Here is a 19,070-nt window from a genome sequence, read left to right on the forward strand (position 1 = left end):
TACTGCCATCATGCCGATCTCCTTCCAAGTTTGGCCTTAACCAGCGCCAGCCCTTTAAGCCCCGCCTGGTGGTAATACTCCGGCGAGTGCTGAACCTGCTCTCTGGTGGGTAGCGCCTTGAGGATCTCGGCTTCAAGGTCTTCACCCTCCAGCACCCGGCGCACCAGCTCGGCATACACGCGCTCGAATACCGGGCGAAACTCTTTTTCCGTCAGGGTGCCACGCTCGAACCGCGTCGCTCTGGCAGCCAGGGTCACCGCAACGTGAGAACTCCGGCGGCGTGCAATCTCATGCAGCGCCTGGTCAACGCTGGGCAGGCCGATCGACTCGGGGGTCAGCTCGCACCACTCGATAAACATGCCGGGGCTGGGAAAGAACGGAATGCTCTGGGTTCTGGCTACCCGCATACCGCGAGCCAGTTGCTCCCGCTCCGTACAGTTCGCATCCACCAGCGCCCTGGTCCACTCACGCCCTGCTCGTTTCTCGGCTTCTGGCGTAGGGAAGGCGTGTTTCCAGGCGGTAAACACCAGTTTCAGCTGCTCCAGCAACCGGCCAACCACCTTGGCGTCGGTATCGCTGATCGGGGCGGGGCCTGCCTGCTCATACGGCTGGCCACCCAGCGCAATATCACGGGTGCTGGCAATCTCGGCCAGGCTCATTGGTTTGTTGGTCATGCTCAGTACCCCCAGTCGCCGTTAATCCAGGATGTGTCTTCCGGATCAACCATGCCGCTGTTGCCGCCCTGATTTGGGGCCCCCTTGATCATCCGTGCCGCCAGGGTGTCCCAGTGCTTGCGCAGCTTGGCCGGGCTCAGCACGTTGGTGCGCCAGAATTCATCCCGGCTTGCCCAGTCGAACAGCGCGCAAATGTCCTGGTGCGTTCGGCCATCCAACTGACGCATCAGCCGGACCGTGTTGGCCCAGTCGGCCCAGTTGGGCGTATTCTGCGTCGGGTTGTTCACCAGCACTCGCTTGTAAATCCACTGCACGGCGGTCAGGTCGTCCTGGCTGCCCCAGCTCTTGCCGTTGGGGGTTTGCACTGCCGCATCGGGAATAACCCGAGTTGCCACCTCTGTGTCGGGACGAGCGACAGCGAGTTGCGACGAGAAGGGTTTTAGATCCTTGTTTATGGTGTGACTGTCTATGGTGTTTGACGTTTCTGACAATTCCTTTTGTCGAAAACGACATGGCTTTTTGTCGGAATCGACAAGAGTTTTGTCGAAATTGACAAGCTTCTTTGAGTCCTTTTTTTGCGGCTCCCGCTGATAAATCCACTCATCCAGATGCTTGTTGATGCCAACCACCTTCATTATTCCCTGCTTCTCCAGGGTAATGATTTTGCGCTTTGCCAGGCTGGCCAGCGCACGACTTACAGCCGCATCGTCAAGGTCGCATAGTCGAGCCAGATACGTGTTGGTTACCCTATCCTTGCTCTTGTTCCAGCCATAGGTAGACAGAATGATGGCTTCAAGCACGTTGTGCTCACGACCCGCCAGCCGCAACCGACATTTGGCCTTTTGGATTTCTGTCGCAGTGCGCACAAACCCATTATCAACATTTGCCACTTTCTGCCCTCGTTCTGCTGCTGTAGGTGCCGCTGCCGCTGGCATATCAGCGCGTAATGCCACCACGTTGCTCATAGCTCACCCCCAGCGCTGTTGGTGTTAGCCAGGCGAGCAGCCATGCGGGCATTACGGGCCCGGTACTCTTGCGCCAGCAACGGCATCAGGCTCTTGCGAGCCGTGCCCACCACCGCCGCCACATCGGCAAACAGCATTCGGCGGCCGCAGTTCTGCGTTAGCCACTGGCTGCCTTGCACTTGTTGGGGTTTTTGCTTAGAATTTTGCATATCAAACTGCCTTGTTTGGTTGTTGATGAAACCCGCTATGCCCTCTAAAGCTGCGGGTTTTTTCATGTCTTTTTTATGCCGGGCGACCGAAGCCCAGCTGCTATTCCGTGACTGTAATGAGCCTTACCTGCCGGCAGGCCCGGGCTTTATCTTGCTAATGAACGAGGTAACTCACGCACACTGGCCGCTACATCGGCATCCAGGTTAAGCAGCTCACGCACCGCGTTCTGTACCGCACCGGTAATGGACTGATGCTCTTGCGGATCTATCACCCCATCCTTTCGGGCCTGGCGCAGCTCATGAAACACCGCGCTAATCACCTCGTTCACCAGCATCACCTGATCGGCCAGCTCTTCGTCGGTAGACTCGCCAGACGGCACCGCCACCAACGCCTTGCCGCGGCTGTGCGCCCAGGCCTCGATAATGGCGTCATCGTCAGTCAGCTCAGTAATGGCCACCGCTTCGGCCAGGGTCAGGTGATGGCTGTCGCAATCCGGGTTCAGCTTGTTGCTGAGAATGTTGCCGCTCTTGCCCAGCAACCGCGCCAGCTCACTGATGTTGTGCTGCTGCCCCAATAGGTAAGCGGCGGTCAGCGGGTCATTGTGTGAAACTCGTTTGGGGCTTCTCGTTTTCTTCTTGTCGGTAGCTGTCATCATGACCTCACCAGTAAATAGGGTGCCGGGCCAACTGTGGTATCGTTCTGTTTCCACACAAGAAAGGCGCCACAGGAGGCCCAGCAATGAAAATGGATAGAGAGCTTCAAAACGCCATATTGAAACGCTTGAACGAAGATGCGTTTGAGCTTGTTCATTGGGATGACATCAAGGGTTTGGCCGACGATGAGAAGAACGCCACCCAATGCTTGATCTACATGGAGCATCACGGTTTGGTTGAGCTCATCACAACAACGCTGCTTGAAGGTGGCACAAAGGTAGAGGCCGCCAAAATAACCGGAGATGGTCAAGACTATATTGACCCCGAAGGCGGGCTGGGCGCTGAACTTAACGTGCTGACCGTTAATCTTCATGAAGACACACTTCGGCGCTTGCTTGAGCTCGGCATTGCTCAGGGCAACATAAGCCAGGCAGAGAAGTCGCGCGTAAAAACGCAGATTCAAGCACTTCCCGCCGATTCCATAAAACACCTGACAATGAAACTAATGGACTGGGGGCTGGAGAATGCGCCGCGAGCAATCCAACTAATAAGTACCTTGTCGAAAGGGTCTTAGCGAAGCCGGTAGTTTTATGTTGTTCGCCACGGCGCTCAAAACGGAGATACCCCAGCAACGTGGCAGCACTCCACATCGGTACATAGAACTCAGAAATGTCCATGTGAGTGGCAAACAGGTGTAACTCGGTAGATGCGGCGGGGGCACGGTGGTTGTGGTGAAACACCACACTCATTTGCCGCCGCCCTACTTTGTGATCTGGCTGCATATCGGCGCCAGCTGGCTGGTTTGTTTGGTTTGTCATCATGGCCTCATATCAGTAATTCAAGGTGAAACGGTAATGGCTCAACAGGAAGGTAATGAGTGAGGCTCAATACAGTTCAGGCGCCAACTCACGGCGGGGTATCTTGGTTTTTTGCGCCAGCTTTTTAATATGACGAGGAGGAATGGAGCCTCGCTTGCGCCACTGTTGAACTGATTGCCATTTAACACCAACGATTTCGCCAATCTGTTCCAGCGTCATTCCCGTTCGGTTCATGATTAAATCGACTGGGTTCTTTGTGTCTCCGTCGTTACCGCTCATACTTTATATCCGTTGCAAGTGTTTCTTGTGGGTAAGGATACGACCACCCGAAAAATCATGCAAGAGAATATTGCAATGATTTACACAAGCTCACCTTGTACGATTTGACGTTAATAAAAGACGCGAGTGGGGCTCATGAAAGAATCAAAAGGCGAGCGCATAAAGGGTCGTAGAGGCGAGATCGGGTTAACTCAAGAACAGCTCGCAGACGCTGTAGGTGTTACCTATCAGGCTGTTCAGCAGTGGGAGTCCGGCAAGTCGAATCCGAAAGGAAAGAGACTCGAGGCACTTGCTGCGGCGCTATCTTGCTCCAAGGTATGGATTGAATTCGGGAGTGATGAAGCGGAAAAACCTTCCAATGTTGTGGAAGGACCCTCTATCAAAGGCCGCTATCCGCTGATCAGCTGGGTGGCTGCCGGTGCCTGGTGCGATATCTCCGAGATCCATCCAGCCGAGGCCGTGCTATACCCCTGCCCGGTATCCTGCAGCGACCGCACCTTTGTGCTGCGGGTGCAGGGCATCAGCATGGAGCCGCTGTTTCGTGATGGTGACCTCATCTTCATCGACCCCGCCGCCGACGTTCGCCATGGCAGCTACGTGGTGGCCCGGCTGGATGACCACAACGAGGCCACCTTCAAGAAGCTGATCATCGAGGGCGGCCAAAAGTACCTCAAGCCGGTCAATCCCAACTGGCCCGAGCAGATCATCCCCATCAACGGCAACTGCACCATCGTCGGCCCAGTGGTGTTCTCGGGTCGGGTATTCTGATTAAATACAGACTCACTCTGCGCCGCCCTGTCGGCCAATAACAACAATAGGGAGCACGACTATCATGAACAGATGGCAGTTAATCACGCTGGCAGCCTCCGCCTGGCTGTTGGCCGGCTGCGCCGGTAACCAGATCAACTACAACCAGGCATCGAGCTATCTTGAGCTGGGCATGAAAAAACAGCAGGTCAGGCAGGCGATTGGCGACCCCAGGCGCACCGATGTTAACCAGGACAGAGAGCGCTGGGTCTACTGGAACCCGGTCATGATTGGTTTTGTCAGGATGGACAACGAGGTCATGGCCAGCGACCGTCTGGTAGTGACCTTTAAGGATAATGTCGTGACCCAATGGGGCAACCAGACCTTTCAGGCGGACGCCATGGAGATGAACAGTAAAATCATGGAGGGCGTTTACAGCCAGCCGCGCCAACAGACGCAGCCCGCCAACTAACCGGCAAGCGACCGCTTAAAGCCAAACATCCAGGCCCGCCCAGTGCGGGCTTTTTTTGTGCCCGCCATCTTAACGCCATCAATTGCCCTCTCAATAAATCTCTTATCGAACACAATTTTTTCTTGCATTAAAAACCAAGCAAAACTAGTATCGTCAGCACAAGCAAATCTTGTAACGCTCTTTCACATCACTGGACCACGCGAGGCAGTCGCCATACCCGGGCAGCAATGTTCGGACCCCACCCCGGTTAGCCGGGACAGGGAATAACTGCCGAAGACCCGAGCGGGAATGGGCCGCGTAGGGCATGAAGTATTCATGTGGTGTGCCCAAACCAGCAGGCACAGGAGCTGTACGCCGCATGTCTGAATAGCCAGCGACCACCGACTAACGCTGATTGCAGTCGGTGAACAGGAAGCTCCGTTGCCAAACAAAAAAAAGCATCGAACCATCTGATATCAGCATCGGATGCAAGACACCTGGCCAGTGAGACCGGCCCCGAACCCCGCTTGCGAGCGGGCAACGGCAAGGGTTTTGAAGCTGAGACTCCCGAGAGGGTTTCTAGTTACGGCGGTTAATAATCTCGCTCCCTGTGCGGAGAAAGCTGATTAGGGTAACCGGGACGAAAGGCATGCTTGGAGCGGTGGGGCCAAGCGCCAGCAGCAGAACCCTTGACCGTTGCACTGCAACTCTCATCAATGACTACAGAAGGCGATCAAGATGGAAAACCAACACCGCAAAATCTCCGGCTACCGCGAGTTAAGCCAAGAAGAAATCGACCTGATGAACCGCATCAAGTCGCAGGGGCGGGAGTTGATGGTTTTGTGTGATGAGCTGAAAGGCGCGCTGGAAAAACAACAGCGGGAGAAGATGCACAATGCCACCAGTAACACTGACGATAATGCCGAGTTTGAACGTTTTGTAGATGCGGAACCCATCAGGTGGGCTGACATCGGCAAAACCGACATTCAGACCGGCATCATGGCGCTGGTTCGGGCCGTAGCGCAGCCAGTCGGCGTGTAAGTGGCGAGCTTGGGTAGCCCCGGGCTCAACGGCAAGGGCTCCGGGTAAATTGTTATGCGACATTTTCACCTGGTGAAGCCCAGAACCCTTGGCCGTTAATTGTTCGAGAAGAGAGGAAAGCATGACATTCGCAAAGATTTTTGAAATAGGTGACCGCCAAGTGCTGGTGACGCGATGCAATGATGATGAAGGTGACCCAGCGATTAAGGTCAGCGCTGAATTGGGCGGCGGGGTTTTCTCCGCCAGAACGGTTGGATACCGCTCAACCCAGCAGGGTTACAAAGCGAGAGATAAGAAGTTCTCCCAGGCTGATGAGGGCTATGCAAAAGAGGCGCTTGATGAATTATTGGCGTCTTATGCCAAAACAAGACACCTCATCAATCGCTGTGCGGATGATTGCCTTGAGTGCAATCAGCAAGAGGGCTGGAAACTTCAGCCCGGTGAAAGAGTTACATCAGGTGAGGGCACTGGTTTTAACGCAGGTAAACACCCGGGCGCCAGATTCAAACGATGGATGGCCCTCCTTAAGCCCAAGGTCTGCCATCTTCTGCGCAAAGCACACCTGTAGATCGGTGAATACTGCCTCCGGGTCCTTGCTGTTCTGTACGGCAATGGTCATGGTCTGCGCCAGCATGAGTTCCAGCGACGCTATCGTGTTGTGCATATCTCTGAACCGCTTTTCAATTTCCTGATCGGTCATTTCTTTTCTCCGTGTGTTGGTTGTCGTTTGCATCCCAACCATACCACGGCGCTGGCCCGGCGTAATGGGCAACCATCGGCAAAGGTCATCCACTTATTCAACTTGTGACAGGGTGCGGATGGGAAACCGGATGGCCCTTGGCCGATGTGTCAACGTCAATGTAACCCTGAGTGTTTTAGCCCGCCCCGTGCGGGTTCTTTTTTGAACTCTACTCGCATGGTCCGAGTTATCTGACACCCCCACAGGAAACCATGAAACACGTAGTCAGCTTTTCAGGCGGAAGGACCAGCGCATATCTGGTCTGGCTAATGGAGCAAAAACGCATCCATGAGAGGTGGGATGTTCACTACATCTTCATGGATACCGGTGCCGAGCATCCTCTCACCTACCGCTTCGTGCGTGAGGTGGTCAAGTTCTGGGATATCCCTTTAACCGTGCTACGGGTGAACATTAACCCAGAACTGGGGCGAGGTAACGGATATGAAGTTTTCGGCGCCGGAGATATCCAAACTCACCGCATGCCGGTGATGGAACCATTTGTTCACACGGTAAGGAAGTACGGCACGCCATATATCGGCGGAGCGTTCTGCACCGATCGGATGAAGCTGCAGCCATACAAAAAATATTGCGATGACAATTTTGGCCGAGGCCACTACACCACATGGATTGGAATTCGCGCCGATGAGCCTAGGCGGCTGTCGGAAAAGGCGGGCATTCGCTACCTGGCTGAGCTGTCAGATTTCGATAAGCAGGATGTGCTGAATTGGTGGGGCGAGCAACCTTTCGATCTTCAAATACCTGAGCACCTGGGAAACTGCGTGTTCTGCATCAAAAAATCCACCCCAAAGATCGGGTTGGCCACCCTTGATGAGCCGGGCCTGATGACCGTGTTTAAGCGTGAGGTTATCGACAATAGACAAGCCCGCGACGGGCACAGAGCGACAAGCAAGGAAATCATGTATCGCGGTTATCTTTCACTGGAGGGGATCGCCAGCATGCATAGCGATGAAGATTACCAATCACTGTACCAGAACGCGCTTTCCGCCCGGAAGTTTGACTCCGGCAGCTGCTCTGAGAGCTGCGAAATATTTAACGAAGCAAGTCAACTGGAACTGGCTTATCACTGAGCGTCAATCGGACTTATAACCACACTGCCTGGCCCTCTCTTCACGCGCTGGTGCGCACCATTTTACCCAACCCCTTTCTCTAACCCCAGTCGGCGTTGGGGCCAATAACACCGACAACCGGGCGCTGCCAGCTCCTCGCCTCTCGACGGCTAAAAAATGGCGGCGTGACCGGCTGACCGCGGGGAAAGACCCGCCACCCTTTCGCTACCGGTAAGCGTTCGCCGGCGCCAGCCCTTACCAATACCGAAACGACACACCGGCCCACATTCAAGGACGCCCTATGTATTTCAAGAACCTGTTTATTTATCGCTTTACCCGCCCGTTCGATGTTGCCCTGGAAGATCTGGAAAAGCAGCTCAACGCCCTGCCCTTTACCCCATGCTCCAGCCAGGAGCAGAGCCGGTTCGGTTGGGTTTCGCCACTGGGCAAGAAGGGGCAAACCCTGGCCCATTACGCCGACGGCCAGCTGCTGATCCTCGCAAAGAAAGAAGAGAAGGTCATCCCCGCCTCGGTCATTAACGACATGGTGGCCGAAAAGGTAGAGTCGCTGGAAATCGAAGAAGGCCGGGCACTGAAGAAAAAAGAGAAGGAAGCCATCAAGGAGGAAGTGATTGTCAGTCTGCTGCCCCGCGCCTTCAGTCGATTCCAGCAAACCTATGCCTGGATAAACCCGAAAGACGGCTTCATCGCCGTTGATGCCGGCAGCTTCAAACAGGCCGAGAACCTGCTGGCCCTGCTGCGCAAGAGCATTGGCTCGCTGCCGGTGATCCCCATCAGCCTGGCCGCACCTGCCGAGATCACCCTGACCGATTGGCTAAAAGAAGGCACCGCCCCGGCAGGCTTTGCACTGGAAGATGAAGCCGAGCTGCACTCCGCCCTAGAGCACGGCGGCATCATTCGAGCCAAACAACAGGACTTGCTTGATGAAGAAATGAAAGCCCACCTGGAAGCCGACAAGCTGGTCACCAGTCTGGCACTCAACTGGGCCGAGACCATCAGCTTTGTGCTCAAAGATGACTTGAGCATCAAGCGCATGAAATACAGCGACGAGCTCAAGGAGCAAAACGACGACATCACCAGTGAAGACGCCGCCGCCCGCTTCGATGCCGACTTTGCGCTGGTAACCGGTGAGCTGAGCCGCTTCATTCCTGACTTGATTGAAGCGCTGGGAGGCGAGGAGGAATATGGCAACAAACAGGCCATCAAGCTACCAACGGAAAGCCGAGATGAAGACGACCCACTCTACCCGTCCGCTGTTGAGTTTGTGCAGAGAACTGAGCGAGCGTCAGTCAGCTCAATTCAACGCCAGTTCAAAATAGGCTACAACCGCGCCGCTTGGCTAACCGACGCCTTGGAGTCCCGCGGCATCATCAGCAAAGCCGACTCCGAAGGCCATCGAAAAGTAATTATCCAGGGGGTCGCGTGAGCAGAGACAGCTGGGCTACCCCCATGGCGGTTTATATGGCCATGGATCGCGAGTTCGATTTTTGCGGCGACATGTGTGCCGACGATGGCAACGCCAAGCACCCCCTTTACATCACCGAAGCCGATGACGCCCTGACAACCGCCACCATAGAACGAGTCGTTAGTCTCATACCAAGCGGAAATTACGTTTGGATCAACCCGCCCTACTCCAACACCCCGCCTTGGGTTGCCCTGGCCATTCAATTGCAAGAGCGCGGCATTGGCTCGGTCATGCTGGCAATGGATGACAGTTCGGTAGGTTGGTACTGGGATGCCCTGCAACGATGCAATGAGATCCGCGAGGTAGTCAAAGGCCGCATTGCATTCGTTAACTCGGAAACAGGCTTGCCGGTAAGTGGCAACAACAAGGGCAGTAAGTTCTTGATGTTCGACCCCTACGGTCGGCAGTCACCCCCGCGTCGCACTTACATCGAGCGGGACCAGTTAATGCAGGGAGGTGGCGAGCTGATGCAAAGGCCGGATCTGCTGTTCCCGCAATCATCGGAGCAGGTGCCGTTATCACCGGATATCGAGCCAGTATCACCGGAGTTGCCCGCGCCAGCGCCGGTAGAGTCGGAGCCAAAAAACGAGTTCACCCCCGATGATCTGCACCACAACAACACCGGGTACTGAAAAGTATCGCCCGGGCCGACGGCATGCTGGCCCGACTCAAATATCAATACAGCCATCACGACCCTCGTGGTCGCTGGTTTTACCGTAACGGCAAAGAGGCCGCCCGCATTCAGGAGCTACCCACCGGCAAAGTGCGGCTCGACTTCGGCGTATCAGCATAGGAGCCATCATGGCCAACAGAGGCATCAACAAAGTCATTCTTATCGGCCGCCTGGGTCAGGATCCGGAAGTGCGCTACATGCCGAATGGTAATGCCACCACCAGCGTCACCCTGGCCACCAGCGAGACCTGGAAGGACAAGCAAACCAATCAGCAGAAAGAGCGCACCGAATGGCACCGCGTGGTGTTCTTCGGCAAGCTCGCCGAAATCGTCGGTGAGTATCTGCGCAAGGGTTCACAGGTTTACATCGAGGGCCGGCTGCAAACCCGCAAGTGGAAAGACCAAAGCGGCCAAGACCGTTACACCACCGAGATTGTGGTCGACATGGGCGGCACCATGCAGATGCTGGGCGGCAAGCCCCAGGGTGCCGGCCAGCACGCGCCAGCACAGGGCAGCCAACAGCAAGGCGGTCAGCAACAAAGAGGCCAGCAGCGCCAGCCCGCTCCACCCCAGTACAACGAACCGCCAGCAGACTTTGACGACGACATACCCTTCGCGCCCATCGGCCTGCAATACCCCGCCCTGCTGCTGGCCATGTAAGGAACCCAATGATCAAGCAATGGATAAGAACCCGGCGCTGTGGCTGCGGCAACTGCCGGTACCACAAAGAAAGCGAGCCGGGCTGGAACAAATACCCCGATCGGCACAAGCCGAGTTACGACGATAACGCCGTCTGGTTATGGCGGCGGGACTACAGCGGAGAGGAAGAGCAGGAATGAATAACAACATCAAAGTGAATGGCGCTATCGAATCAATCTGTGACCATATTCTGGAGTCACATTCGTTTCACCTTCCGCCGGGCGGCATCACCCCAGAAGAGGCGCTTGCTGGAATCATCCAGGCGCAGCACTTATGCCATGGCCTGGCGAAAACTGGCGGCTGGTGGAACGACATCAGTACCGGTGAGCCACTGCAGCGCAACAAGGGCGAGCTGCTGATGCTGATCGTCAGCGAAGTGGCAGAAGCCATGGAGGGCGAGCGTAAGGGCCTGATGGATGACAAGCTGCCGCACCGCCCCATGGCAGAGGTCGAGCTGGCCGATGCCATGATCCGCATTCTCGATTACGCGGGCGGCTACGGGTATGACGTTGCCGGCGCCCTGGTAGAAAAGCTCGCTTACAACATGAGTCGAGCTGATCACAAGCCCGAGAACCGGGCAGCGGCAAACGGCAAAAAGTTCTGAGGAAGGGTAGCCATGAACACCGCCCGTGAAACCGTCGCCCCTGGTTCCAAGGCTCATCAAGATATTACCCACGCCATAGAACATGGCCGCCCCTGGATTAAAGACGGCCTGCGCTACCCCCCTACCCACGCCCGGCGCGAAGGCCCGGTCATCATCATCGATTTGGAGTTACAGGATGGACAAACAAAAAACTGAATGGCCGGACGAGAAGCATATCGAATCCGTCGGCCAGAACGGCGGCACCCTGGAAGATGAAGGCAAAGTGCTGATGGGTGAGTTGATGGCATTGGCCGATATTCGACAGGTCATCGGCGATCCGCACGGCAAGCTGACGCAGGATGAAGTCGTCGAACGGGTGCGGGGGCTGGCTGTCGAGTGTGAGCAGCACCACGTCAGCATTATTGAGCTCAATGAGAAGATTCGCTCAGTGCTGACCCAGCGGGATGAGCTGGCCGCGCAGAATTCACGATTGCTTTCACTACTTAATGAGCACTTCGTTGAGTGGGAAAAAGACAGTGGGGAATGGAACGAGTTTGATTGGCATGATCGTGTTGCAGTCGCCATCGCTGAGAAGCCCGCTGCCAGCCTGGCCGAAATACGCATTGCCGCCGTCAACGGTTTCGCCGACAAGGTATGGAAGCAGGTGATGCGCCATTACCGCACTATAAAAGTATTCCCGCTGACTATGGCTAATCAGTACGAAGAGCGAACCCGCCAGGAGATCCAGCATGAGGAATAAAGCGAGGCCAAACGGATTTGTCGCGCGATGTCAGTGCGGTGTGTGCGTCGGCGCTCTTGATGCCAACCGCACCGAGCAGAATGATATGGGCAAGCTTCTTGGTAAGTGGCTTTTTGATGGCTGCACAGTTGAGCCTCTATTTGGGCATAGAAATGAGGTGACCATCAGTAACTGCCGATGCAAGGAGGCCCAATGACTGAGCCGATAACGGAGAAGCAGCGCTACGCCCGCGCCTATTACGCCAAGAACGCTGAGCGTATCAAGGCCCAAAAGCGGATAGAGTATCGGGAAAAGGCAACAGCAGGCCGCAAAGTGCTACCTAAAACCAAAGCCGTCACCCCGCCAAAACCAACGGCACCAAGGCCACCGCCTCCCCCACCTACCCCACCAACGCCACCCAAACCGAGAGGCCCGCGCACTCTTAGCGCAAGAGAGCGACTCGAGAACATGCGGATAGATAAAGAGCTGGGCCTTCACGAACAGTGAGGTCCGCGTTTCACACGGAAAAGATAATGAACAGAAATACCATCACCGGCCTAGCGCTGCTGTTGATCATCGGCGCCAGCTTGCTCGCTCTGGCTGGGCGAATTTAAGGAGAGACCATGAAAGTGTTATGTATTTACCACCACAACTGTGCCGATGGCTTTGGGGCGGCTTGGGTTGTTCGCAAATTTCTGGGTGACGTTGAGTTTCACCCTGGCCGCTATGGCGATGCTCCACCGGATGTAACCGGCCGACAGGTAATCATGGTGGACTTCAGCTACAAGCGGGAAGTGCTCGAGCAAATGGCAGCCAAGGCAGAGAACATCACCATCCTGGATCATCACCAAAGCGCAGAGCAGGATCTGGCCGAGCCACTCCCGGATAATGTACACGCTGTGTTCGACATGAATCACAGCGGCGCCATGATTGCATGGAAGTATTTCTCATACGAAGAGCCGCCCAAGCTGCTGCAGCACATCGAGGATCGTGACCTGTGGCGCTTTCAACTGGAAGGCACCCGGGAAATTCAGGCCGCGCTGTTCTCCTACCCCTACGACTTCGAACTGTGGGATCGACTGATAGCCGCCGATGTGGATGAACTCTATTGCGATGGCGTGGCCATCACCCGCAAGCACATGAAAGACATACACGAGCTGATCGCAGCTGCAGGCTCTCGCGCTACCATTGGCGGGCATGATGTACCGATACTGAATGCCCCCTACTTCTATAGCTCAGAAGCCGGTCACATCATGGCTCAGGGCGAGCACTTCGCCGCCTGCTACTACGATACGGCTACCCACCGGGTATTCAGCTTGCGTTCGGCTGATGACGGACTGGACGTAGCAGAGCTCGCTGCCCGGTTCGGCGGTGGTGGCCACAAGCATGCCGCCGGGTTCCGCATTCCGATCGGTGAAAACTACGCATGGCCTAAATAAAAAACTGGCACCGTGAGGTGTCAGCAGTTGCGAACGTTCAGAATTAGGAGCCCACTATGCATGCTAACATTAGCCAGATGATGGCTGATCACTTGCATCAAGCACAGTCGTCATTTGAAGAGTTACAAAGATTAAAAAGCCAAGTCCTCGAAATACAGAAAGAGCTGGAGCTACTCAAGGCGACCGGTGGCGATCAAGGCTGGATGGTCGTTAAGAAAGCTGCCGATCTGGTAGGCATTAATGTTGAAGCATTAAAGCAACGCTTTCGCCGAGGCACCTATCCAGAAGGTAAGGTTTGGAATCTGGAAAATGGCCGCTACGTTGTAAACCTGCGCGAGTTACGGAGGTATATGAACAGCGATACACACTGAAGGAGCATCACCCATGAATCTAACAGCCAAGGTAGCGCGGCTGCTGGACGCCACGCCTGGGGTTCATATTCACAAAGACAGGCTGCGCATAGCGCTGAAAGTGCCCGGCCGCAACAACCCGGTAAGAAAATCACTAGGCCTGGTGCCAACAGAAGCAAACATCCGGTACGCCGGCAACAAACTATCGGCTATGAAAATAGATGTGCAAGCCGGTATGTTTTGCAACGATGAAACCGCGTTCTGGCGTAAGCATTTCCCTGGCGATCCGCGCTATAACATAGTCAACAAATCACTATGCCACTACTTAGACGTTTATTGCGAGTCACGGCGACACGATCTCTCATATTCGTCACAGCAAAAGATAAAGACGGCCCGCACTTTTTTGGATCAGCACAAGATGCTAGAACTGGACTTACGTGACATCAGTCATAGGGAGCTTGAGGTGCTCCGCAATAAGGCGCTGGAAACGAGGAAGGTATCAACCGTCCAAGAGTATTTTAGAGTCATCAGATCGGTGATAGATGAGGCAGTTCGAGACGGATATGTTGAGCAATCACCCTTCCTGCGCTTAAGGAAACTGCGAAATGCGGGTGATGAGCAAGACCCAGCTGATCTGGTTGACCCATTCAGCCAGAGTGAACTGGCGCGGATCATGTTGGCTTGCACTCGCGAGCAACACCAAATAATGATTCAGCTAATGTTTTGGACTGGAATGCGCCCGGGGGAAATGAAAGCGTTAGCCTGGGAGGATGTTGATATGGAGGCTGGCACTGTCAAGGTTCGATATAACCTGAACCGCGCCGGCCACATCAAACCACCGAAGACCCTGGCGGGGATAAGGACTATCGAGCTGTTGCCTGAAGCGTTAAACGCCCTCAAGCGCCAGCGTGAAATAACCTTCATGCACCCCGCCAGAGACGAGCAAATACACTTCTTGCAAAACAAAACACGAATGGAGTCGAGACGGCGCGTCTTCCTCAGCCGAGATAATAAACCTTACCTCAACCCAGAATTGATGTCCGCCCCCAAGGCCTGGGCGAATATATTGCGCAAGGCAAAACTAACTCATCGAGAGCCCTATCAACTGCGACACAGTTACGCTTCAATGATGTTAATGATTGGCGCTCATCCGGCTTACATTGCCAAACAGATGGGCCATAAAGACTGGGGGATGATCCGCACTATTTACGCTCGGTGGATAGACAACGAGAACCCTAACTACAGGTATGAGTTGGCAGAAAAGCTGGCAGATTTTGACCCCTTGGCGACCCCCAAAGATACAGGCACCGGTTAAGTGCCTGTTGATCTAGGCTAAATTACCTTAAAACGGCATCTTGAAGCCCGGGGGCAGTTGCATGCCGCCGGTCAGTTCGCCCATGCGGCTCTTGTTCTGCTCTTCTACCCGGCGCACGGCATCGTTAACCGCGGCGGCCAGCAAGTCTTCGAGCAGCTCCTTGTCGTCTTGCAGCAGGCTGTCGTCCAGCTCGACACGGCGTACCGAGTGGCTACCCGCCATGGTCACTTTTACCATGCCGGCACCGGCTTCACCCACAACTTCCAGCTGGGCCAGTTCTTCTTGCAGCTTCTGCATTTTTTCCTGCATCTGCTGGGCCTGCTTCATGATATTGCCCATTCCACCTTTACCAAACATACATGCTCACTCTTGATTAATGGATAAATAAAACCCGACGCTACTGCGCCATGGGCTCGATACTGTCGGTGTCGAGCACCGCCGCGAAACGCGATATGAAAAATTGTACCGCATCATCGGCCTCGATTTCATCTTTGGCGCGTGCCGTCGCCGCCTGAAACAGCAATTGTTCGATCTCGAACGGGGTTTCACCGCCCTGCTCGCCGATGTCTACCTGCAAACTGACCGGCGTCGGCTGCTGGCCGTTTATGGCCGCCTCCAGCTCCTGACGGGTCTTGTCGTTCAGCAGATGACGGTGTGCCGGGCGCAACCAGAGCCGCCATCGGTTTTGGTCGCGCTCCAGGGTGCTGTGCATCGCCAGCTGGCGCAGCAAACCGCCCAACGGCAGCTGTGCCATCAACCGGGTCCACTCATCCTCGGCCTCGGGCAGCAGGCTCGCCGCCTTCAGGGGCTCGGAGCCAGGCTGAGACGAGGCTGCCGTTGCCCGAATCCGGGATGAGCCGGGCCTGGGGAGATCCGCTGCCGGCTGCTTCGGTGTAGTGGCGGCCGCACCGGGTGTAATCGTCGACTGAGGCAATGAGCTGGCCGGCTTGCTTACCGGTGGCGACGGCTTGACGATGGGAGCCGCCGTTGACCGGGAAGCGGCCGGCTCATCCTGCCAGGGCGGCGTATCGTCGTCATCCCAGGACATGTCGTCATAGGCATCGAGCGGCGGCAATTCGTCTGCCCCGCGCATGGCCCCAACATCAGGGCGATCACGTTCCTGCCCTGCCATAGACGTCGGCGAATCAGACCGCTGAACCTGAGTATGATCAGGCTTGGCAGCAGACGGCGTAACGGCAGCCGCCGTTCTGGTCGGCGACAGCGCAGACAGGGTTCTGGCTGCCGGCTTGTCCGGCTCGGCTGCGGTTTTTTCCGGGCCTTGGGTTTTCTCCGGGGTCTGGCTGCGCAACCGGTTACGGGTTTGCAACAAGCGCCGAATACGAGCGACGTCGGCCGCCGCCTCATCAACAAGGGGGTCGACCGCAGGCGCGGGAGCCGAAGGAGCCGCCGCTTCCGGTATCGGCGCAGCCGCTACCGGCTCCGCTGGCCGCTCGGCCGAAGACGCTGCCGTCGTGGTTTGTGCCTCGGTTTCAGGCGCTGCCGAGTTCGATGCCGGCGGTAATGGCCTCGGCACAGGCAAAGCTGCTTGGTCTGCCGCCGGTGCCTGCGGAGCAGGTATCTGCTCTTGTGGCCGTGCCTGCTCCGGTAGCTGCGGCTGCTCTTGCGGTTGCGGTTGCGGTTGCGGTTGCGGTTGCGGTTGCGGTTGCGCAGCATGACCCAGACGCCCCGCTTCGTTCAGTATTTCGTCCTGCTCCTGCCACAATTTGGCCGCCATGGCATCATTTTCATCCACGTGGTGCGACGCGGCATCGGATGGTGGCGGCTCAGGCTTTTTTACCGGAGCAGCTCCGGCAACGGGCAACGCTTGCGGTGCGGCCGCACCGGAGATTGTAGCAACCGGCGCCTCGGGCCGAAATGCCAGGGTACGCAACAACGTCATTTCCAGCGCCGAGCGGCCATCGGGGGCAAAAGGCAAATCCTTTCGGCCCTGCAGACAAATCTGGTAATAGAGCTGAATTTGCTCGGCCGACACCAGCGGGGCCAGCCGGTTAAGCTCGGCGGCATACGGCGACGGCGGCGCCGGTACCACCTGGGCCAGCGCCAGCTGATGCCAGAAGCCTATCAGCTCCTTGTGGATTTGATCGTAATCCGGGCCCATGCTCGCCAGTTGGGCTACCCGCGCCAGCAGGGCCTCACCATCACCGGCCAGCACCGCTTCAACCAATGCCAGCAACTGACTGCGGTTGAGGTTACCCAGCATGGACTCGACCAGCGCCAGCTTGACCTCACCATTGCCAAAGGCCAGTGCCTGATCGGTCAGGCTCAGGGCATCCCGCAAACTGCCGTCGGCGGCGCGCGCCAGGGCGGCAGTCGCCTCGGGTTCAAATGGTAGTTGTTCTTGCTGCAGAATATGGTGCAACTGACCATCGATCAGCCCCGGCTCCAGACTCTTGAGATGAAACTGCAGACAACGAGACAGAATGGTAATCGGCAGCTTTTGCGGATCCGTGGTGGCCAGCAGAAACTTGACGTGCGGCGGCGGCTCTTCCAGGGTTTTCAGCAGCGCATTGAAGCTGTGCCGCGACAGCATGTGCACTTCATCAATCAGATACACCTTGAACCGACCGCGGGCCGGCTGATACTGCACGTTGTCCAGCAGTTCGCGGGTGTCTTCCACCTTGGTGCGGCTGGCCGCATCTATCTCCAGCAGATCGACAAAACGACCCTGCTCTATTTCCAGGCAGCTGGTGCATTCACCACAAGGGTCGGGGGTGATGCCGGTGTCGCAGTTCAGCGCCTTGGCCAGCAGCCGGGCGATGGAGGTCTTGCCTACCCCCCGGGTGCCGCTGAACAGATAGGCATGATGCAGCCGCCCCTGTGACAGGGCGTTGATCAGGGCGGTCAGCACATGTTGCTGACCCACCACATCGGCAAAACGCCGGGGGCGCCATTTTCTGGCGAGAACCTGATAGCTCATGGTCGGTTAATGACCGTCAAACTGGACCAGGCTGTTCACCCGAATGCCCATCTTGTTCAGTCGCTGCAAACCACCCAGGGCCGGCAGGGCAATCACGAAGGCCGCTTCCTGCACTTCGCCGCCACAACGACGCACCAGCTTGACCGCCGCTTCTACCGTGCCACCGGTGGCCAGCAGATCGTCGATGATCAGCACCTTCTCGCCGGGTGCAATAGAGTCCACATGAATCTGCAGCCGATCCTGACCGTATTCCAGATCATACGGTACTTCAATCACCTCACGAGGCAGTTTGGACGGTTTGCGGGCCGGAATAAATCCTACCCCCAATGCCGCCGCCACCGGGGCGCCGAAGATAAAGCCGCGGGCTTCGGTGCCCAGCACCTTGTTGATACCGGAATGACGGTACAACTCTACCAGCGCATCGATGGTCGCCTTGAACGCCTCGGCGTTCTCCACCAGACTGGTGATATCGCGAAAAACGATGCCTTCTTTGGGATAATCGGGAATGGAAGTGATGCTGTCGGCAATCAGTTTCAGGGTTTCTTGTTTCATAATAGACAGGCAGCCTTGTTAGGCCCGGACACGGCACGGGCATGGCATATAAGGTTGAATGGCGGCTAGCTTAGGGCCTAGTCTGCTTCAATGCAACCGCCGGGGAGTCGGGTACCAGAGGTAAGCGCAAAAACCATACCAGCAGGGCAATAAAGGTTAACGCCAGCCCTACTTTGACCGGCCACAAAGGCACGATGTAAATGGAAAAACCGAAGCTTAACGCCATCATCCACAGGGCCCGGCGCCGCACATGAGCGCGCAGACCCCGATGGGCCTGCCAGTCGCGGATCATGCCGCCAAACCAGGGATGATTCACCAGCCAGCCGTGCACTCTGGGTGATGACTTACCGAACAGAAATGCCGACAACAACACGAAAGGAGTCGTCGGCAGCACCGGCAAAAAAGCCCCCAGCACACCCAACCCCAACGACATACTGCCAAGCAGGGCAAATAATATCCGCATAACGCCCTCCATTAATTCTTTGCCGATCATAGCAGCAAGCAGCCCCCACAGGGAGCCTGTGCATGCGATAAGTAATACTCCATAACTGATGTGGATTCTGGAGCTAATGCGCCTTTATCGTCACCCTCGCGAACGCGGGGGTCCAGTGCCTTTGCAGACAAGCAGCAGTCTGACCGTTCTGCGCCACACG

The 19,070-nt window shown here is 56.3% G+C and carries 26 protein-coding genes and 1 pseudogene; 18 read left to right on the forward strand and 9 right to left on the reverse strand.

Features of this window, described 5'->3' with window-relative positions:
* Window positions 1-8: 8 nt before the first annotated feature.
* The 4 genes from ABD827_RS16615 to ABD827_RS16630 all read right to left on the reverse strand — a co-directional run bounded on the left by ABD827_RS16615 (window position 9) and on the right by ABD827_RS16630 (window position 2,504).
* Complete coding sequence (locus ABD827_RS16615) at window positions 9-674, reverse strand: replication protein P (protein WP_344965792.1); 666 nt, start codon at window positions 672-674, stop codon at window positions 9-11.
* A gap of 2 nt (window positions 675-676) precedes the next feature.
* A complete protein-coding gene (locus tag ABD827_RS16620) occupies window positions 677-1,639 on the reverse strand; it encodes a replication protein (RefSeq protein WP_344965794.1) in 963 nt (320 codons plus the stop codon).
* Window positions 1,636-1,848 carry a hypothetical protein gene (locus ABD827_RS16625; RefSeq protein WP_344965795.1) on the reverse strand — a complete coding sequence of 71 codons (213 nt, stop codon included), beginning with the start codon at window positions 1,846-1,848 and terminating at the stop codon, window positions 1,636-1,638. Before ABD827_RS16625 ends, ABD827_RS16620 begins: the two co-directional genes overlap by 4 nt.
* Window positions 1,849-1,994: 146 nt before the next feature.
* Window positions 1,995-2,504: a phage regulatory CII family protein gene (locus ABD827_RS16630; RefSeq protein WP_344965796.1), complete on the reverse strand. Its 510-nt coding sequence runs from the start codon at window positions 2,502-2,504 to the stop codon at window positions 1,995-1,997.
* An 83-nt stretch (window positions 2,505-2,587) separates the two neighbouring features.
* Here ABD827_RS16630 and ABD827_RS16635 point away from each other — a divergent pair, with 83 nt between their 5' ends.
* On the forward strand, window positions 2,588-3,076 hold the full coding sequence (locus ABD827_RS16635) for a hypothetical protein (RefSeq protein WP_344965797.1): 489 nt from the start codon (window positions 2,588-2,590) through the stop codon (window positions 3,074-3,076).
* 310 nt (window positions 3,077-3,386) lie between these two features.
* On the opposite strand, the gene ABD827_RS16640 is transcribed toward ABD827_RS16635, so the two are convergent.
* Complete coding sequence (locus ABD827_RS16640; RefSeq protein ID WP_344965798.1) at window positions 3,387-3,599, reverse strand: hypothetical protein; 213 nt, start codon at window positions 3,597-3,599, stop codon at window positions 3,387-3,389.
* 135 nt (window positions 3,600-3,734) lie between these two features.
* Here ABD827_RS16640 and ABD827_RS16645 point away from each other — a divergent pair, with 135 nt between their 5' ends.
* From ABD827_RS16645 to ABD827_RS16725, 17 genes and pseudogenes are all read left to right on the forward strand, one after another.
* A complete protein-coding gene (locus ABD827_RS16645) occupies window positions 3,735-4,367 on the forward strand; it encodes a LexA family protein (RefSeq protein ID WP_344965799.1) in 633 nt (210 codons plus the stop codon).
* 64 nt (window positions 4,368-4,431) lie between these two features.
* Window positions 4,432-4,818 carry an outer membrane protein assembly factor BamE domain-containing protein gene (gene bamE, locus ABD827_RS16650; RefSeq protein WP_344965801.1) on the forward strand — a complete coding sequence of 129 codons (387 nt, stop codon included), beginning with the start codon at window positions 4,432-4,434 and terminating at the stop codon, window positions 4,816-4,818.
* 717 nt (window positions 4,819-5,535) lie between these two features.
* Window positions 5,536-5,838, forward strand: coding sequence for an Acb2/Tad1 domain-containing protein (locus ABD827_RS16655; RefSeq protein WP_344965803.1), 303 nt, complete (start codon window positions 5,536-5,538; stop codon window positions 5,836-5,838).
* Window positions 5,839-5,959: 121 nt separating this feature from the next.
* Window positions 5,960-6,406, forward strand: a complete 447-nt coding sequence (locus tag ABD827_RS16660; protein ID WP_344965804.1) for a hypothetical protein — start codon at window positions 5,960-5,962, stop codon at window positions 6,404-6,406.
* A 383-nt stretch (window positions 6,407-6,789) separates the two neighbouring features.
* A complete protein-coding gene (locus ABD827_RS16665) occupies window positions 6,790-7,665 on the forward strand; it encodes a phosphoadenosine phosphosulfate reductase domain-containing protein (protein WP_344965805.1) in 876 nt (291 codons plus the stop codon).
* Window positions 7,666-7,945: 280 nt separating this feature from the next.
* Window positions 7,946-8,848, forward strand: a pseudogene (rdgC, locus tag ABD827_RS16670) (recombination-associated protein RdgC); the annotation flags it as partial.
* A gap of 18 nt (window positions 8,849-8,866) precedes the next feature.
* Complete coding sequence (locus ABD827_RS16675; RefSeq protein WP_344965825.1) at window positions 8,867-9,091, forward strand: DNA translocase FtsK; 225 nt, start codon at window positions 8,867-8,869, stop codon at window positions 9,089-9,091.
* Complete coding sequence (locus ABD827_RS16680; RefSeq protein ID WP_344965806.1) at window positions 9,088-9,762, forward strand: phage N-6-adenine-methyltransferase; 675 nt, start codon at window positions 9,088-9,090, stop codon at window positions 9,760-9,762. The genes ABD827_RS16675 and ABD827_RS16680 overlap by 4 nt, the downstream gene beginning before the upstream one ends.
* Before the next feature lie 23 nt (window positions 9,763-9,785).
* A complete protein-coding gene (locus tag ABD827_RS16685) occupies window positions 9,786-9,923 on the forward strand; it encodes a hypothetical protein (RefSeq protein WP_344965807.1) in 138 nt (45 codons plus the stop codon).
* Window positions 9,924-9,931: 8 nt separating this feature from the next.
* A complete protein-coding gene (gene ssb / locus ABD827_RS16690) occupies window positions 9,932-10,462 on the forward strand; it encodes a single-stranded DNA-binding protein (protein WP_344965808.1) in 531 nt (176 codons plus the stop codon).
* An 8-nt stretch (window positions 10,463-10,470) separates the two neighbouring features.
* Complete coding sequence (locus ABD827_RS16695; protein ID WP_344965810.1) at window positions 10,471-10,641, forward strand: hypothetical protein; 171 nt, start codon at window positions 10,471-10,473, stop codon at window positions 10,639-10,641.
* Window positions 10,638-11,105, forward strand: coding sequence for a nucleoside triphosphate pyrophosphohydrolase family protein (locus ABD827_RS16700; protein WP_344965812.1), 468 nt, complete (start codon window positions 10,638-10,640; stop codon window positions 11,103-11,105). Before ABD827_RS16695 ends, ABD827_RS16700 begins: the two co-directional genes overlap by 4 nt.
* A gap of 12 nt (window positions 11,106-11,117) precedes the next feature.
* Window positions 11,118-11,300 carry a hypothetical protein gene (locus tag ABD827_RS16705; RefSeq protein WP_344965813.1) on the forward strand — a complete coding sequence of 61 codons (183 nt, stop codon included), beginning with the start codon at window positions 11,118-11,120 and terminating at the stop codon, window positions 11,298-11,300.
* A complete protein-coding gene (locus ABD827_RS16710; RefSeq protein WP_344965815.1) occupies window positions 11,281-11,844 on the forward strand; it encodes a hypothetical protein in 564 nt (187 codons plus the stop codon). Before ABD827_RS16705 ends, ABD827_RS16710 begins: the two co-directional genes overlap by 20 nt.
* Before the next feature lie 602 nt (window positions 11,845-12,446).
* Complete coding sequence (locus ABD827_RS16715) at window positions 12,447-13,262, forward strand: hypothetical protein (protein WP_344965816.1); 816 nt, start codon at window positions 12,447-12,449, stop codon at window positions 13,260-13,262.
* 56 nt (window positions 13,263-13,318) lie between these two features.
* Window positions 13,319-13,633 (forward strand): hypothetical protein, encoded by a 315-nt coding sequence (locus ABD827_RS16720; RefSeq protein ID WP_344965817.1) that lies wholly within the window; start codon window positions 13,319-13,321, stop codon window positions 13,631-13,633.
* 13 nt (window positions 13,634-13,646) lie between these two features.
* The gene (locus ABD827_RS16725) at window positions 13,647-14,927 is read left to right on the forward strand and encodes a tyrosine-type recombinase/integrase (RefSeq protein ID WP_344965818.1); all 1,281 of its coding nucleotides are present in this window, start codon (window positions 13,647-13,649) and stop codon (window positions 14,925-14,927) included.
* Window positions 14,928-14,954: 27 nt separating this feature from the next.
* Here ABD827_RS16725 and ABD827_RS16730 read toward each other — a convergent pair whose 3' ends face one another.
* The 4 genes from ABD827_RS16730 to ABD827_RS16745 form a co-directional block, all read right to left on the reverse strand.
* A complete protein-coding gene (locus tag ABD827_RS16730; RefSeq protein ID WP_298718744.1) occupies window positions 14,955-15,284 on the reverse strand; it encodes a YbaB/EbfC family nucleoid-associated protein in 330 nt (109 codons plus the stop codon).
* Between the two features lie 40 nt (window positions 15,285-15,324).
* Entirely contained in the window at window positions 15,325-17,865 is a 2,541-nt protein-coding gene (dnaX, locus tag ABD827_RS16735; RefSeq protein WP_344965820.1) for a DNA polymerase III subunit gamma/tau, read from the reverse strand.
* A gap of 6 nt (window positions 17,866-17,871) precedes the next feature.
* The gene (apt, locus tag ABD827_RS16740; RefSeq protein WP_298718742.1) at window positions 17,872-18,417 is read right to left on the reverse strand and encodes an adenine phosphoribosyltransferase; all 546 of its coding nucleotides are present in this window, start codon (window positions 18,415-18,417) and stop codon (window positions 17,872-17,874) included.
* A 70-nt stretch (window positions 18,418-18,487) separates the two neighbouring features.
* The gene (locus ABD827_RS16745) at window positions 18,488-18,880 is read right to left on the reverse strand and encodes a YbaN family protein (protein WP_298718741.1); all 393 of its coding nucleotides are present in this window, start codon (window positions 18,878-18,880) and stop codon (window positions 18,488-18,490) included.
* Window positions 18,881-19,070 lie beyond the last annotated feature (190 nt).

It is taken from the genome of Oceanisphaera sediminis (assembly GCF_039539745.1).
In the GTDB taxonomy this organism is placed as follows: domain Bacteria; phylum Pseudomonadota; class Gammaproteobacteria; order Enterobacterales; family Aeromonadaceae; genus Oceanimonas; species Oceanimonas sediminis.

What these genes read in the sequence shown, in the direction of transcription:
- ABD827_RS16630 (WP_344965796.1), bottom strand. Translation starts at nt 2,504, where the DNA reads ATGATGACAGCTACCGACAAGAAGAAAACGAGAAGCCCCAAACGAGTT.
- bamE (WP_344965801.1), top strand. Translation starts at nt 4,432, where the DNA reads ATGAACAGATGGCAGTTAATCACGCTGGCAGCCTCCGCCTGGCTGTTG.
- ABD827_RS16720 (WP_344965817.1), top strand. Translation starts at nt 13,319, where the DNA reads ATGCATGCTAACATTAGCCAGATGATGGCTGATCACTTGCATCAAGCA.
- ABD827_RS16725 (WP_344965818.1), top strand. Translation starts at nt 13,647, where the DNA reads ATGAATCTAACAGCCAAGGTAGCGCGGCTGCTGGACGCCACGCCTGGG.
- ABD827_RS16620 (WP_344965794.1), bottom strand. Translation starts at nt 1,639, where the DNA reads ATGAGCAACGTGGTGGCATTACGCGCTGATATGCCAGCGGCAGCGGCA.
- ABD827_RS16615 (WP_344965792.1), bottom strand. Translation starts at nt 674, where the DNA reads ATGACCAACAAACCAATGAGCCTGGCCGAGATTGCCAGCACCCGTGAT.
- ssb (WP_344965808.1), top strand. Translation starts at nt 9,932, where the DNA reads ATGGCCAACAGAGGCATCAACAAAGTCATTCTTATCGGCCGCCTGGGT.
- ABD827_RS16660 (WP_344965804.1), top strand. Translation starts at nt 5,960, where the DNA reads ATGACATTCGCAAAGATTTTTGAAATAGGTGACCGCCAAGTGCTGGTG.
- ABD827_RS16730 (WP_298718744.1), bottom strand. Translation starts at nt 15,284, where the DNA reads ATGTTTGGTAAAGGTGGAATGGGCAATATCATGAAGCAGGCCCAGCAG.
- ABD827_RS16645 (WP_344965799.1), top strand. Translation starts at nt 3,735, where the DNA reads ATGAAAGAATCAAAAGGCGAGCGCATAAAGGGTCGTAGAGGCGAGATC.
- ABD827_RS16625 (WP_344965795.1), bottom strand. Translation starts at nt 1,848, where the DNA reads ATGCAAAATTCTAAGCAAAAACCCCAACAAGTGCAAGGCAGCCAGTGG.
- ABD827_RS16715 (WP_344965816.1), top strand. Translation starts at nt 12,447, where the DNA reads ATGAAAGTGTTATGTATTTACCACCACAACTGTGCCGATGGCTTTGGG.
- ABD827_RS16655 (WP_344965803.1), top strand. Translation starts at nt 5,536, where the DNA reads ATGGAAAACCAACACCGCAAAATCTCCGGCTACCGCGAGTTAAGCCAA.
- ABD827_RS16710 (WP_344965815.1), top strand. Translation starts at nt 11,281, where the DNA reads ATGGACAAACAAAAAACTGAATGGCCGGACGAGAAGCATATCGAATCC.
- ABD827_RS16695 (WP_344965810.1), top strand. Translation starts at nt 10,471, where the DNA reads ATGATCAAGCAATGGATAAGAACCCGGCGCTGTGGCTGCGGCAACTGC.
- dnaX (WP_344965820.1), bottom strand. Translation starts at nt 17,865, where the DNA reads ATGAGCTATCAGGTTCTCGCCAGAAAATGGCGCCCCCGGCGTTTTGCC.
- ABD827_RS16665 (WP_344965805.1), top strand. Translation starts at nt 6,790, where the DNA reads ATGAAACACGTAGTCAGCTTTTCAGGCGGAAGGACCAGCGCATATCTG.
- ABD827_RS16705 (WP_344965813.1), top strand. Translation starts at nt 11,118, where the DNA reads ATGAACACCGCCCGTGAAACCGTCGCCCCTGGTTCCAAGGCTCATCAA.
- ABD827_RS16640 (WP_344965798.1), bottom strand. Translation starts at nt 3,599, where the DNA reads ATGAGCGGTAACGACGGAGACACAAAGAACCCAGTCGATTTAATCATG.
- ABD827_RS16635 (WP_344965797.1), top strand. Translation starts at nt 2,588, where the DNA reads ATGAAAATGGATAGAGAGCTTCAAAACGCCATATTGAAACGCTTGAAC.
- ABD827_RS16745 (WP_298718741.1), bottom strand. Translation starts at nt 18,880, where the DNA reads ATGCGGATATTATTTGCCCTGCTTGGCAGTATGTCGTTGGGGTTGGGT.
- ABD827_RS16685 (WP_344965807.1), top strand. Translation starts at nt 9,786, where the DNA reads ATGCTGGCCCGACTCAAATATCAATACAGCCATCACGACCCTCGTGGT.
- apt (WP_298718742.1), bottom strand. Translation starts at nt 18,417, where the DNA reads ATGAAACAAGAAACCCTGAAACTGATTGCCGACAGCATCACTTCCATT.
- ABD827_RS16700 (WP_344965812.1), top strand. Translation starts at nt 10,638, where the DNA reads ATGAATAACAACATCAAAGTGAATGGCGCTATCGAATCAATCTGTGAC.